Annotated in this window: 13 protein-coding genes; 7 read left to right on the plus strand and 6 right to left on the minus strand. The window is 40.4% G+C overall.

From position 1 onward, the window contains the following. Position 1 precedes the first annotated feature (1 nt). Complete coding sequence (locus R2S10_RS10950) at positions 2–1,003, plus strand: YihY/virulence factor BrkB family protein (RefSeq protein WP_316840484.1); 1,002 nt, start codon at positions 2–4, stop codon at positions 1,001–1,003. Positions 1,004–1,083: 80 nt separating this feature from the next. On the opposite strand, the gene R2S10_RS10955 is transcribed toward R2S10_RS10950, so the two are convergent. After that, complete coding sequence (locus R2S10_RS10955) at positions 1,084–3,021, minus strand: DNA topoisomerase IV subunit B (RefSeq protein ID WP_316840485.1); 1,938 nt, start codon at positions 3,019–3,021, stop codon at positions 1,084–1,086. Between the two features lie 110 nt (positions 3,022–3,131). Between R2S10_RS10955 and R2S10_RS10960 the strand changes: the two genes are divergently transcribed. From R2S10_RS10960 to R2S10_RS10980, 5 genes are all read left to right on the plus strand, one after another. Continuing rightward, the gene (locus R2S10_RS10960) at positions 3,132–4,493 is read left to right on the plus strand and encodes an APC family permease (protein WP_316840486.1); all 1,362 of its coding nucleotides are present in this window, start codon (positions 3,132–3,134) and stop codon (positions 4,491–4,493) included. 100 nt (positions 4,494–4,593) lie between these two features. After that, positions 4,594–5,940 (plus strand): MFS transporter, encoded by a 1,347-nt coding sequence (locus tag R2S10_RS10965; RefSeq protein ID WP_316840487.1) that lies wholly within the window; start codon positions 4,594–4,596, stop codon positions 5,938–5,940. 110 nt (positions 5,941–6,050) lie between these two features. Then, the gene (locus R2S10_RS10970) at positions 6,051–7,388 is read left to right on the plus strand and encodes a DEAD/DEAH box helicase (protein ID WP_316840488.1); all 1,338 of its coding nucleotides are present in this window, start codon (positions 6,051–6,053) and stop codon (positions 7,386–7,388) included. A 340-nt stretch (positions 7,389–7,728) separates the two neighbouring features. After that, the gene (locus tag R2S10_RS10975) at positions 7,729–8,277 is read left to right on the plus strand and encodes a BON domain-containing protein (protein ID WP_316840489.1); all 549 of its coding nucleotides are present in this window, start codon (positions 7,729–7,731) and stop codon (positions 8,275–8,277) included. A gap of 18 nt (positions 8,278–8,295) precedes the next feature. Continuing rightward, complete coding sequence (locus R2S10_RS10980) at positions 8,296–8,718, plus strand: SH3 domain-containing protein (RefSeq protein WP_316840490.1); 423 nt, start codon at positions 8,296–8,298, stop codon at positions 8,716–8,718. A gap of 130 nt (positions 8,719–8,848) precedes the next feature. On the opposite strand, the gene R2S10_RS10985 is transcribed toward R2S10_RS10980, so the two are convergent. The 5 genes from R2S10_RS10985 to R2S10_RS11005 all read right to left on the minus strand — a co-directional run bounded on the left by R2S10_RS10985 (position 8,849) and on the right by R2S10_RS11005 (position 12,559). Then, the gene (locus R2S10_RS10985; protein WP_316840491.1) at positions 8,849–9,880 is read right to left on the minus strand and encodes a cyclopropane-fatty-acyl-phospholipid synthase family protein; all 1,032 of its coding nucleotides are present in this window, start codon (positions 9,878–9,880) and stop codon (positions 8,849–8,851) included. Between the two features lie 182 nt (positions 9,881–10,062). Then, positions 10,063–10,791, minus strand: coding sequence for an acyl-CoA desaturase (locus R2S10_RS10990; RefSeq protein ID WP_316840492.1), 729 nt, complete (start codon positions 10,789–10,791; stop codon positions 10,063–10,065). 119 nt (positions 10,792–10,910) lie between these two features. Next, positions 10,911–11,408, minus strand: a complete 498-nt coding sequence (locus R2S10_RS10995; RefSeq protein ID WP_316840493.1) for a phosphoheptose isomerase — start codon at positions 11,406–11,408, stop codon at positions 10,911–10,913. Positions 11,409–11,871: 463 nt separating this feature from the next. Continuing rightward, positions 11,872–12,234, minus strand: a complete 363-nt coding sequence (locus R2S10_RS11000) for a response regulator transcription factor (RefSeq protein WP_316840494.1) — start codon at positions 12,232–12,234, stop codon at positions 11,872–11,874. Between the two features lie 100 nt (positions 12,235–12,334). Beyond that, positions 12,335–12,559: a helix-turn-helix transcriptional regulator gene (locus R2S10_RS11005; protein ID WP_316840495.1), complete on the minus strand. Its 225-nt coding sequence runs from the start codon at positions 12,557–12,559 to the stop codon at positions 12,335–12,337. Between the two features lie 144 nt (positions 12,560–12,703). On the opposite strand from R2S10_RS11005, the gene R2S10_RS11010 reads away from it, so the two are divergent. Next, positions 12,704–13,360: a hypothetical protein gene (locus tag R2S10_RS11010; RefSeq protein WP_316840496.1), complete on the plus strand. Its 657-nt coding sequence runs from the start codon at positions 12,704–12,706 to the stop codon at positions 13,358–13,360. Positions 13,361–13,407: the final 47 nt, after the last annotated feature.

Consider the following 13,407-nt stretch of genomic DNA (forward strand, 5'->3'; position numbering starts at 1 on the left):
TATGAATTTTATCAAAAAGATCATCCGCTTTCTTAAAGCTACCGGCCATTTGTTTATTGCCGCTGGAAAAGGTTTTATGGAAGACCGGGTCATGAAATTAAGTGCAGCCCTCGCTTATTATACGATCTTTTCTTTAACCCCTTTGATTATCATTGTCCTTTCCGCAGCCAGTCTGTTTTTAGGAGATGGCGGAGACTTGAGCACCATCAATCCAAGGGAGAAATTCTTTGCAGAGATCGCAGATATGGTAGGTAAGGACGCAGCAAATCAATTGAGAAGCTTTGTGAACAACGCCAATTATAGCGGAAAAAGCACATTGGGCTTAATCATTGGAGTTAGTACTTTAATCATTGGTGCAACGGCAGTATTTATCGAAATCCAAGACAGCATCAACCTCATCTGGAAAGTAAAAGCGGTTCCAAAAAAGGGCTGGAAAAAACTCATCGTCAACAGACTGCTTTCTTTTTCACTGATTGCTTCTCTGGGCTTTTTAATGCTGGTATCCTTAGTCGTCAATAGTGTGGTAGTGGGTCTCGGGCATAAGATCGCCGCCTACATCAGCATCGCAGAAGTTTCTGAACTGATGATGTTAATTGTCACCAATGCCGTGACGCTGGCGGTGGTCACCAGTATTTTCACCATTATATTTAAGGTCCTGCCGGATGTAGAACTGAAATGGAAACCAGCAATTATTGGGGCATTATTTACGGCTTTACTATTTGGTATTGGTAAATATGCGATCGGCATTTATATAGAAGTAGGCAATCCAGCCTCCGCATTCGGTGCTGCAGGATCGATCATTGTAATCCTGTTATGGATTTATTATACGGCGATTATTCTCTATTTCGGCGCAGAATTTACCCAAGCCTACGCAGAAAAATATAGTGGAGGGATTAAACCCAGCAAGTATGCGGTACATACCAAGGTCGTGGTCGTAGAGAAAGAAGTAACTGCTTTGCCACCGCAACATCCGGAAGATACCGTTCGTTTGAAAAATCCTTAACCTCAGGAACACCTTCCTTTTTTATAAAAAATGCCCCTGAATCATTTGATCCAGGGGCATTTTTAGGTATTCATTTTGCCTTAGGCTGATTCTGCAATCATTTCTTCATCTGCCAGTTCATCAGATACCAAATCATGGCTTACTGCAGCTGTTGCAGCATCCTGAATTGGAGAGACTAACTCTTCTAGCGTATCTTTTTCAATTCTTAAGTTCTTGATGATGTGACGTTGTCTGTCTGGCGTGTTCTTGCCCATATAGTATTCCAATAGACTTTTGATCGTCTGATCTTTCAGGATCACCGGATCTAACCTGATGTCTTTTCCGATAAACAAACCAAACTCATCTGGAGAAATCTCTCCTAACCCTTTAAATCGGGTGATTTCCGGTTTATTACCCAGTTTCGCAATCGCTGCTTTACGCTCTTCATCGCTATAACAATAAATGGTTTCCTTTTTATTACGAACACGGAACAAAGGCGTTTGCAGGATGTATACGTGTCCTGAGCGTACCAGATCCGGGAAAAACTGCAGGAAGAAAGTCATCATCAACAACCTGATGTGCATTCCATCTACGTCGGCATCTGTGGCGATAACAATATTGTTGTAATGTAAACCATCCAGACCATCTTCAATATTCAGGGCATGTTGCAGCAGGTTGAACTCTTCGTTTTCATACACTACTTTTTTAGTCAGCTCATAGCAGTTTAAAGGTTTTCCTTTTAAACTGAATACCGCCTGACAATCCACATCCCTGGATTTGGTAATCGATCCGGAAGCAGAATCTCCCTCTGTAATAAACAGTGTAGTTTCGTATCTTTTCTCGTGGGTGCTGTTGAAATGCACCTTACAATCTCTCAGTTTTTTATTGTGCAGCGATGCTTTTTTAGCCCTGTCGTTGGCCAACTTTTTAATTCCAGCGATGTCTTTACGTTCTCTTTCCGACTGTAAGATTCTTTTCAATAAAGCATCTGCTACATCGGTATGTTTGTGTAGGTAATCATCTAATTCTTTCTTTACGAAATCATTGATAAAAGTCCTTACCGAAGGTCCATCCGGTCCCATGTTCTGAGAACCCAATTTTGTCTTCGTCTGCGATTCAAATACAGGTTCCTGTACCCTGATCGAGATGGCGGCAATGATGGATGCCCTGATATCGGCAGCATCGTATTCCTTTTTATAAAACTCTCTTACGGTTTTCACTACTGCTTCACGGAATGCCGCCTGATGCGTTCCTCCCTGGGTAGTATGCTGACCGTTTACAAAAGAGTGATAATCCTCTCCATATTGCTGTCCGTGAGTCATGGCGATCTCAATATCATTCCCTTTCAGGTGAATGATCGGATAACGGATAGTTTCTGCTCCTGCGTGTTTATGCAGCAAGTCATACAGTCCGCGTTCAGATAAATATTTTTGTCCGTTGAAGTTGATGGTCAATCCAGCATTCAGGAACACATAGTTCCAGATCATGCTTTCCACAAAATCCGTGATGTAATGATAGTTTCTGAAAATGGTTTCATCCGGATAAAACGTAATGGCAGTACCATTGCGTTGAGTAGTATCAATAATTGGATTATCAATCACCACCTCTCCTCTTGAAAACTCTACCTTTTTCGTTTTATTATCGCGGTAGGATTGTACTACGAAAGCATTAGACAAGGCATTTACAGCCTTTGTACCTACCCCATTCAATCCTACGGATTTCTGAAAGGCATTGCTATCGTATTTACCACCGGTATTAATTTTAGAGACACAGTCGATCACTTTACCTAGTGGAATTCCACGGCCATAATCTCGGACGTTTACTTTCTGATCAGAAACGGTAATTTCTATGGTACGTCCGGCGCCCATTACAAACTCATCAATTGAGTTGTCGACAATCTCCTTCAGCAAAACATAAATCCCATCGTCCTGAGCAGAACCATCTCCAAGTTTACCGATATACATACCGGGACGCAGTCTGATGTGTTCCTTCCAATCGAGGGAGCGTATACTATCTTCGTTATAATTCGGTTCAGCCATGATGTAATTGAGTAGAATTACAAATTTAAGTTAATATGCCGGGGAATCAACCACAAAGTTTCAACAAATACACATTTTCGTGTATATTCAAGGAATAAAACCGAGACCTTATGGCTGAGAAGAAACAGCTCTCCCTCTTCGACTTATCTATGATTGTGGTCAGCTTGGTGATCGGAATGGGTATCTTCCGGACGCCGGTAAATGTAGCAGCAGGGGCACAGGTTCCTGAGTTGTTTTTCTCGGCATGGATCATCGGTGGACTCGTTGCGCTGTGTGGCGCACTTACTTATGCGGAGATCGGTTCCAGATTTCCTGTTACCGGTGGCTATTATAAAATTTTCTCTGCTTTTTACCACCCTTCTATTGCCTTTGCGATCAATTGTATTGTTGTGGTCTCTAATGCCGCTTCCGTTGCCGGGGTTTCCCTGATCGGTGCAGAATACCTGAGTAAAATCATCCTTCCAGTAGAACTACAGACAGAATTTTATAGGATTGTGATTGCAGCCGTCACTATTTTCCTGTTTTACCTGCTCAATTTATTCGGATTAAAAGTAAGCGCGAAAACACAGAATGTCTTGTCGATGGTAAAAATAGGGATGGTATTGATTTTAATTTGCGCCATTTTTACCGGTCCGGGGGCAGCAAGCATCAGCCATAGCTTACCTGAATTTAAAACCACCACCGGTGTAGCGCCAGACTGGATGGACTATGGAAAAGCCCTCGGCATATGCCTGATTGCCATTTCCTTTACTTTTGGCGGCTACCAGCAATCCATCAACTTTGGCGGAGAAACGAAAGAACCCAACAAAGTGATTCCCCGCGCAATCATGATCGGGCTGGCCATCATCATCATCTTGTATATGGCCATCAATTATGCCTATGTTAAAGTGATCGGCTTTGAGCAATTGAAAACTGCAGAAAGCATCGCTGCCATCCTCGCCGGAAAACTGTTCGGTCCAATGGGCTTCACTATCCTCTCCTGCCTGGTGTATTTCTCTGTGCTAGGATATGTAAATGTGAATTTATTGAGTAACCCAAGAGTGATGTATGCCATGGGCGAAGAAAAAGCGCTGCCCTCAATATTCAGTAAGAAAACGGCTAAGAACGATGTGATGTTTGTAAGCCTCAGTGTGTTTTCTATCATTTCTATTTTCACTTTGTTCTATGCTCAAACCTTCGATAAGATTTTAAATTACACCATATTTTTAGACTGTATCGGTATGGCCAGCTCGGCCGCAACGATATTCTTCCTGAGGAAAAAAACCGCGGGACTGGATAAGAACAGTATTTACAGCATGAAACTTTATCCGCTCCTGCCTATAATTTTCATTGCCGCCTATACTTTTGTAGGTGTCAGCATTTACTTCAATGATCCCGAAGCCGGAAGAAACGGTCTCCTCATCTTTGCCGGATTTATTGTCCTCTATTTTGTGAATACCTTAGTCCGGAAACAACAAAATGGCCACAACTAATCCCTGGAGCCTAGCTCGTTTTTACGCTCCGAGCTGTCATGAAGCAAGCCATAAAATGATCCCAAGCGATAAATTACAACCAGAACCCGAATTATAGATTATGCCGATAAAACAACTGCCTTTAAAAAAAGAAATCGCTTATGCTGCCGGAATGATGGGCTGGAGCATCATGACCAATCTGATTATTGTGATGCTACCTTACTTTTACCTGCCACCAAACAATTCCGGGCTATATCCGCTGGTACCGCAACTTTTAGTATTTGGCGCTTTTAACATCTTATCACTCATTGCGGCTTCCGGCAGACTGTTTGATGCCCTGTACGATCCTTTTATCGCTTCGCTAAGTGATGCCAGTACCCACCCAAAAGGCAGGCGAATTCCCATTATGAAATATGCGATTGTTCCTGCAGTTGTTTTTTGTTCCTTGGTTTTCTATCCATTGGTTAAAGGAGAAAGCATCACCAATGCCTGGTGGCTGACGATTGTTCTGGCCGGATTTTTCATCTCGGTCACCACCTACATCATTCCATACAATGCTTTGCTAGCAGAGCTGACACATAGTGCCGATCAAAAAGTCCGACTTTCCACCTACCAGCAAGTGGGTTTTGTATTGGGGATGATCCTTGCCGCACTCTGTAATAATTATGCCGACCTGATCCAGGACATTTTTCCGGGAATGGAACGTGCCGAGGCTTTACAACATACGATATGCGGTCTGAGTATTTTATCAGGACTAGTCATGACACTGCCTATTATTTTCATCAATGAGAAGGAATATACCAATGCTAAACCAACACACATTGCCCTGCTCCCTGCGATAAAAAACACCTTTAGAAACGCTAATTTCAAGTATTACCTGATCTCAGATTTCAGTTATTACATCGCGCTAAGCATCATTTCCAGTGGATTATTGTTCTTTGTGACGGTCTTACTAGGCTTGCCCGATTCGGACGGTGGAAAGTTTATGGGCATCATGGTGCTACTCTCCCTGGTATTCTACCCCTTCATCAATTACGGAGCTAAAAGATTTGGAAAAAAGCCATTGGTACTGGTCGCTTTTGGGGTGCTGAGTGTCATATTTGTCACCATCTTTTTCCTTGGGCAACTCCCCTTCTCTCCAACCATGCAAATGTATATCCTGGTCTGCTGTGCTTCCTTCCCACTTGCCGCTTTGGGCATCCTACCCAATGCCATCCTTGCCGATATCGCCCAAAAAGACACTGAGGAAACCGGTGAGAACCATGAGGGGATGTTTTTCGCCGTAAAATACCTCTTTGTGAAGCTTGGTCAGACTTTAGGAATAGCAATTTTTGCCATGTTGACGGTCTATGGAAAAGATCCCGGACATGATTATGGCCTACGATTAAACGGTGTGGTGGGCTTTGTACTCTGTGTACTCGCCTTATTATTTTTCAGCCGTTTTAAAGAAAACAAACCCACTAACTAACAGCCAGTTACCTATTAAACAGCGAATTACCTAAAAGCCAAAAGTTATACGTATCTTTGCCTGGAACGATATTCTTTCGTTTCATTATTATAAATTAAAAGACAAACACATTGTTATTCGAAGAATTAAACCTGATTGAGCCAATTTTAAAAGCGCTCCAAACAGAAGGTTATACACAACCTACCCCTATACAAGAACAATCCATTCCAACTATACTTCAAGGCAGAGATTTATTAGGCTGCGCGCAAACCGGTACAGGTAAAACTGCCGCTTTCGCAATCCCTATGCTCCAGTTGCTAAGCAAGCCTCACGAAAACACAAAAGTTCATAAGCACATCAAAGCATTGGTTTTAACACCAACACGCGAATTAGCCATCCAGATTGAGGAAAGCTTTAAAGCGTATGGTAAAAACCTTCCGCTTCGTCACTTAGTGATCTTCGGTGGTGTTGGCCAAAAAGCACAAACTGATGCACTAAACCGTGGTGTAGATATTTTAATCGCCACTCCAGGTAGACTATTAGATTTAATGAACCAAGGGTTTATCAACCTGAAGGAAGTTGAAATCTTTGTTCTGGATGAGGCCGACAGAATGTTGGACATGGGATTCATCCATGATGTTAAAAAAGTAATTGCCAAGCTACCTGTAAAAAGACAGACTTTGTTTTTCTCGGCTACTATGCCTCAGGAAATCCAGAAACTTGCTGATACGATTTTAACAAATCCTTTAAAAGTAGAAGTTACTCCAGTATCATCTACCGCTGAAAAGATCCAACAGCAAATGTTTTTTGTAAGCAAAAACGATAAGAAAAACTTATTGATTCACATCTTACAAGATAAAGCAATTGAAACGGCATTGGTTTTCACCAGAACTAAACATGGTGCTGACCGTATCGTTAAAGACCTGATCAAAGTAGGTATTAAAGCAGAAGCAATTCACGGTAATAAATCACAAAATGCCAGACAAAGGGCATTGACTAATTTCAAAGCAAAAGCAACAAGGATTCTTGTAGCTACTGATATCGCAGCACGTGGTATTGATGTGGATGAATTGGCGCATGTGATCAATTATGAATTGCCAAACATTCCTGAAACTTATGTTCACAGAATCGGTCGTACTGGTCGGGCTGGATTAAGCGGAACGGCACTTTCTTTCTGCGATGCAGAAGAAAGAGACTTCTTGAAAGATATTGAGAAATTAATCGCATTGAGTATTCCGGTAACGGAAGATCATCCGTATGCGATGAGCTGGCAAAGCCTGATGAGCGCAACTACTGAAAAACCTAAAGGTAAAGGTGGTGGCGGTTCTCGTGGTGGAAATAGCAGAGGTGGTAATGGTGGTGGCAGACCTTCTGGCGGTAAAGGCCAGGGTGGCGGTCAACGTGAGCCTAACTTAAGCGGAGCGAAAAGAACACCAAGCAGCGGTAGCCGCAGATGGAGTTCAAAATAAAATAAAAGAGGGGGCACTTTGGTTCCTCTAAAAAAGCAAGCACAACTATTCGAATACTGAAATCTTTCAGCCTGAAAAGGCTGAAATTTTCTAGGTCTTCTCTTAGTATGCTTGCTTTTTTTGTGCATACTAAAAATACCTGGGGGAGAACATCAACAGGAGGTTTAAAGGGAAACATTATGCATATAGCGAAGCGTTATGCGTATAGAGAATATTAGCTTAAAGTATTTTCCCTGGATTTGATATCAGCTCATAGCTTCTTAAAATTAAGCGCCTTAAAAAGACATTTTTGCTAAACATTTTTTAACATCAGACGTTAAGTAATTTAGCTATATTGTATATGCACCCTCAACTGAACCGGGTGAGCAACAATAGTTTAAACGAAATCTATCTGAAAATGAAAAAACTAATGAGCAAAATGATGGCTCTGGTTATGCTGACCGCCTTTATGGTGGCAACAATTGCCGGATGTAAAAGCACGCCGAAAGATGCTGACTTAAAAACTGCGGTAGAAACTGCAATTCAGTCCAGTCCTAACCTATCAGCTTCAGGTGTTGCTGTTGATAAAGGAGTCGTAACGATTACCGGTCAGGTGACTGATGAAGCCAGCAAAGATGCCTTAGGTAAAGCTGCTGCAGCTGTTCCAGGCGTTAAATCTGTAGTGAACAACCTTACCGTAGAACTGGCTAAAGTTGAAGTAAGTGCAGATACCCCATTAGCCCTTGCTGTTAAAGATGCAACAAAAGATTTCCCTACTGTTGCGGCAACCGTAAATGATGGTGTGGTTACTTTAAAAGGAGAACTGAACAAAGGTGATCTTCAAAAGTTAATGATGGCATTGAATGCGTTAAAACCTAAAAAGGTAGACAATCAATTGGTGATTAAATAATTCAGGAGGACTCAGAAAATGGCTTTACAAGAAAAATATAAAGAACTGGTTGATGCTGCAACCGCTGCAGGAGTAAACGATTTAAATGTTCGTGAACAAGATGGTGTGCTGTACATTGATGGTGCAACCAGTGGCACAGTAAAACAACAGTTGTGGGATACTTACGAACGCCTTGATCCAAACTATGCTTCAGGAGATCTCGTTATGAATATCAATAGTGTTGCTGGTGTTCCTGAAGGTGCAAAATTAAAGGTAACCACCAATAGCTCGAACCTCAATATTCGCAAAGGACCAAGTACCAATGATGACATCGTTGGTAAAGCTGCCCGCCATGAAATCGTCACACTCGTTGGAAAAGAAAATGACCAATGGTGGATGATCAAAACGGATGCCGGTGAACAGGGCTATTCTTATACCCAATACCTCACTCCAGTAGAATAGAGGAAAAAGCAGCCAAGCTTTTTACCCAAAAAAATCTATATCGTTATTTTTAGACCTAGAAAATTTTGTCCTCCTTCAGGGCAAGAGATTTCAGACTGAAAATAATGATGTAGATTTTGAACAATACTAATTAAGCTCTTTTCTTAAACAGGTAATGACACACCATCCATTCATTGCCTTCATTGTAGCCAAATAACTCTGCACAGGACATATAAAATAGGCGCCAATATGCCCACCATTTAAGGGCTTGATCTCCACCATACATTTCTTTTAAAATAGGCATGATTTCGGATTTATGGGCATCCATGTTTTTAAGCCATGCTTCAGCAGTCTTAGCATAGTTTGTTCCATTAACCACCCAATGCTTTTCTGTCTGCAGGTGCTCGTTAAAATAGAGCAGTAAATGATTAGAAGGCATGATTCCACCGGTGAAAAAATACTTGCTTATCCAGTCCGTTTCATTCTTTACCTCAAATTTATAGGCCAGTTTTTTATGACTAAAGATGTGGACAAACAGTCGGCCATCTACTTTCAGGAAGGAAGAGATCTTAGCCAGCAACAGTTCATAATTGCGCATGTGTTCGAACATTTCGACAGACACTACCCGATCAAACTGAATGGTACTATTGAAAACATTGATGTCCCGAGTAATGACCGTAATGTTCGTTAAGTTTCTTTCTTTAGCAGCCTGTTCGATAAAAGCCTTCTGCGTGGCAGAATTGGAAAGTGCTGTGATCGGACTTTCCGGGTATTTCTGAGCCATAAACAAAGTCAGAGCCCCCCAACCGCAGCCGAGTTCCAGGATATACTGTCCATTTTTTAAATCTGCGCGTTTGCAGGTCAGCTCCAGCATATCCTGCTCCGCTATGTCGATGGAAGTCGTACCCGGCCCCCAATAGCCACTGGAATATTTTAGATGTTTGCCCAGGCAATATTGATAAAAAGCGCTGGGCACTTCATAATGCTGTTGATTTGCTGTTGCAGTATGGATAGCGATGGGTTCGGTCTTCAGTTTGGCGATTAACTTATTGAGCCGATGTTGCTGTGCTTCTACATCCCCTACTGTTTCATGCTCTAGACGCTGCTTTAATAACTTGCGGATCCCCATCCGCAATATAAAATCGGGCAACCTATTTTGTGCAATTAAACTGTCGTACCACATGAATCCTCTTATTAAAGTATTTGGAAAACGAAGCGATAGTTGATCAAGAACATCAACCTACTCGTTTAACTATACGTTATTTAAGAGCTATTGGTTTTTATTTTTTTGTATAAACTTGTTTTTTTTTATGGCAACACGCTACTAAAAAAATTAAGATAGGGTGTTGCCATAATAAGGTGTTTTTAAACCTTCCTGATTCGGATGATATGCAACCAGTGCATCACCTTCATCACTGGATAAGTAGGATCAAACTCAAACCATCTTGAAGCGAAGTTCGGGTTATTCGGTTTTTTATGGTGGTTATTTTGAAACAATTCGCCCAGCATAAGAAAATCCAAAGGCAAAGAGTTTTTACTGTGGTCGTCATTATCATGGTTAGAATAACCGTATTTATGGCCACACCAGTTTACAATGGCACCATGAATAGGGCCCATTAAGAAATGGATTGGCAATAAAAGAAACATCCACCAGGCAGTTGCGAAGCTCACATAAAACCATACATAAAAGCAGATAAAGACAATCCTTGTGATCCAGGAATCACCGATTTTATCGATGATCGGCCATGAAGGGTATTTATCTCTGAACTGCTCTTCTGGCTCAATGTTGTGCTTAGAGTAATTCAGGTAAATGTTTTTGGTCTTAATCATCATTCCCCATACGTCTTTAACGAAATGTGGAGAGTGCGGATCTTTTTCAGTATCACTAAAAGCATGGTGCATCCGGTGAAGGATCGCATAGGCTCTTGGATTTAAAAACGAGGATCCCTGAGACAAGAAAGTAATGGCATAAAAAAACTTCTCCCAAAAGCTGTTCATTTTAAACATTTTATGCGAGGCATAACGGTGTAAAAAGAAAGTTTGTGAAAATAGGGAGAGGAACCAATGTAAAAGAAAAAAAACTAAAATAATCATATTTGTATGTGTACGTACTTACGAGACCTTTGGTAGGTCTGGATGTTTGGGTTGCAAAATAGCAAAAAAAATCCCGTATAAGTTTTACCAATACGGGATTAAATCGTGTCTATCTGGTTTTATCTACCGAAATCGTCTTGTACTCTTACAATATCGCTTTCATCAGATGGGTTGCTTGGATCAGTATGTTGCCAGATTTCGGAAACAATTCCCCAATCGTCCAAACCAATTAAACGGTGTCTTTCGCCTTGTTTCAATTTGATGGTTTGGCCTGGAGTAAGTTGTTGTACTTCACCTTGCTCATCTGTATCACTAGTAGAAACACCTATCGTACCATTTACCACTCTCCATATTTCTGCACGGCGGTGGTGATATTGCCACGATAAACGTGTATTAGGCGCAACGATTAATATTTTAGGGCTCAGTTTACCTGATATTTTCAATTCATCAACATTTAATCCATCAAAATAAACATTGGCAAATTGTTGTGCCTGGTCTTCATCAATTACGAAAAAACCTCCCCAAGGACGGCTTTCATCACGATTAACCACATTAAATCCTTCAATCTTTAAGCGTTGAGCTACGCCATCAAATATTTCTTTTTTCTGATCTGACATTTTATTCTCGTATTTAGGCCAAATATAATATATATCGATGTAAAATAAGTGCTGTAGAAAAGGATTAACATAAAGAGCTGTTAATCAACACACAGCAATTAAAAACCCCTATTAAAGGCTAGACGAATTACTGCCTGAACGGCCTTTCCAGCGCGCTATTATACATCAGTTCTTATTAGGATAAACAGCGCCTATTGTCATAGAAATGTTTAATTTCAAATACTCAAAACTTTCCCAGAATTAAATCCGTTATAGTCGTAGTTTGTTTGGTTTAGGTTGGTCTGTGGTGGGCCAACTATCAATTAACAGGGATACCTCTCCAAGGTTTATCCCTGTTTCTATTTAATAACCTTTGCAAATTGTAGCAGGCATTGCCAGTTGTTCTAATTGCGATAGATTATAAAAAAAATGGCCCCTGATATTTAAAAATATCAGGGGCCATTTTTATGCTGTGTTTCTGGTACTAGTTTACCAGTAACTTTTTAATTCTTTTCACGATATAATCGATATCAAAAGGTTTGCTCACATAATCATCAGCTCCCGCAGTAATACTTAGTTCTTTATTCTGGTCGTTTGCCGACATCACAATAATAGGAATGTGTTTGGTAAACATATCCGTTTTTAAATCTTTACAGATTTCAGCTCCATCTCCATCAGGCAACATTACATCCAAAATGAATAAATCAGGCACTGAATCTTTCAGTTTCCCTTTTAGCTCTGAAAAAGTAGACGATAGTTGCAATTCATATCCTTCATCTTTAAGTAAAACGCCAATGATATACCTGATATCTTCATCATCTTCAAGCACATGTATTCTTTTGATCATAATTAAATTGTTTTTAAATTGAACTTCTGCTGATTACTAGCAACAATTTTGCCACAGATTTAAAAAAAGCAATAATGACCTTATAAATACGTAGAAAAGATCAATAGCTTTCTGATAGTAGTACCAGGCCCTCGCAGATATCACCCAGCATATCGCAAGGATTTACATTGATCGCTAAAGCAATAAGATACAATTCTTCTGCTCTCAACTTAGACGTTTCCGTTAAAGTCAACTCATTCATTCTGGCTTTTGTTAAGCCTGTTCTTTTAGCCACCTGCGATTTATTCACAGATCTTTTTGCTAAATATATTCCTAATTTGGTCATGACAAATATGGTTTTTTGGGTCCTTAGTACAGATAAATATATAAATGAGAAAGATAATCTATACACCAATTGGTTAATTTGTCATATTATACATACGTTTGTATTGATTATCTATACGTTCATTATAATTTACGACTCTTGTGTATGAAAAAAAAGAACAATTACCCAGACCCAGTCATCTCTAAAGCCATGCTTAGCTCAGTAAATGTAGGCATGTTATACAGCTTTATGATTAAAAGGATAGCTAAAGGTTATAGCACTTCAGAACTTTCCTTTCTGATGGGATATACCAATGATTACATGAAACAAAAAGAAGAGCTGATCAGCATTGGATTTACATTTGAGGACATGCATTGTTTCCGTCATGCCGTAGAAGAAAAATCACTGGTTGGCTTGATTTCGAACTTTGAAAACCTAAAAACCATTGGCGAATACCAGCTGGTAAAAATTGGTAGCCCCAGAAAAACAGAGCTTAAAATGGTACGCTTAGAAAAAGATGGAACTGAAACTCAAATCTTCCATCTGATAGAAAATAACCCGATGAACCCTAATGTCGATGAAAAGGAAACTGAAACTGAGCTTGCCGCCATGCTAAACGTACTTTTTGAAGGCCGTTTGTTTTATACCCCACAATCTCCGCTTCAAATTTACCAGACTTGTCGCAGTACGTTATCAGAAAACATAGCGCCAAGACACCTTCAAACCGCATTGCTTACTTTAACAAAAAAGAAGGATTTTCCAAAGCTGAAAAGAATCAAGTCCAAAGATCATGGTTGTATGTATGAAAAAGTATTTGAGTGATGCGTCCCTATATTGGGTAACCAAACCGGAAGGGAAGCATCCTTTCT

This window comes from Pedobacter gandavensis (genome assembly GCF_032678745.1).
Classification (GTDB): domain Bacteria; phylum Bacteroidota; class Bacteroidia; order Sphingobacteriales; family Sphingobacteriaceae; genus Pedobacter; species Pedobacter gandavensis_C.

Bases quoted from the DNA above. Each gene is read 5' to 3' on its own strand.
- R2S10_RS10950 (WP_316840484.1), top strand. From the start codon at position 2: ATGAATTTTATCAAAAAGATCATCCGCTTTCTTAAAGCTACCGGCCAT.
- R2S10_RS10955 (WP_316840485.1), bottom strand. From the start codon at position 3,021: ATGGCTGAACCGAATTATAACGAAGATAGTATACGCTCCCTCGATTGG.
- R2S10_RS10960 (WP_316840486.1), top strand. From the start codon at position 3,132: ATGGCTGAGAAGAAACAGCTCTCCCTCTTCGACTTATCTATGATTGTG.
- R2S10_RS10965 (WP_316840487.1), top strand. From the start codon at position 4,594: ATGCCGATAAAACAACTGCCTTTAAAAAAAGAAATCGCTTATGCTGCC.
- R2S10_RS10975 (WP_316840489.1), top strand. From the start codon at position 7,729: ATGCACCCTCAACTGAACCGGGTGAGCAACAATAGTTTAAACGAAATC.
- R2S10_RS10980 (WP_316840490.1), top strand. From the start codon at position 8,296: ATGGCTTTACAAGAAAAATATAAAGAACTGGTTGATGCTGCAACCGCT.
- R2S10_RS10985 (WP_316840491.1), bottom strand. From the start codon at position 9,880: ATGTGGTACGACAGTTTAATTGCACAAAATAGGTTGCCCGATTTTATA.
- R2S10_RS10990 (WP_316840492.1), bottom strand. From the start codon at position 10,791: ATGATTATTTTAGTTTTTTTTCTTTTACATTGGTTCCTCTCCCTATTT.
- R2S10_RS10995 (WP_316840493.1), bottom strand. From the start codon at position 11,408: ATGTCAGATCAGAAAAAAGAAATATTTGATGGCGTAGCTCAACGCTTA.
- R2S10_RS11000 (WP_316840494.1), bottom strand. From the start codon at position 12,234: ATGATCAAAAGAATACATGTGCTTGAAGATGATGAAGATATCAGGTAT.
- R2S10_RS11005 (WP_316840495.1), bottom strand. From the start codon at position 12,559: ATGACCAAATTAGGAATATATTTAGCAAAAAGATCTGTGAATAAATCG.
- R2S10_RS11010 (WP_316840496.1), top strand. From the start codon at position 12,704: ATGAAAAAAAAGAACAATTACCCAGACCCAGTCATCTCTAAAGCCATG.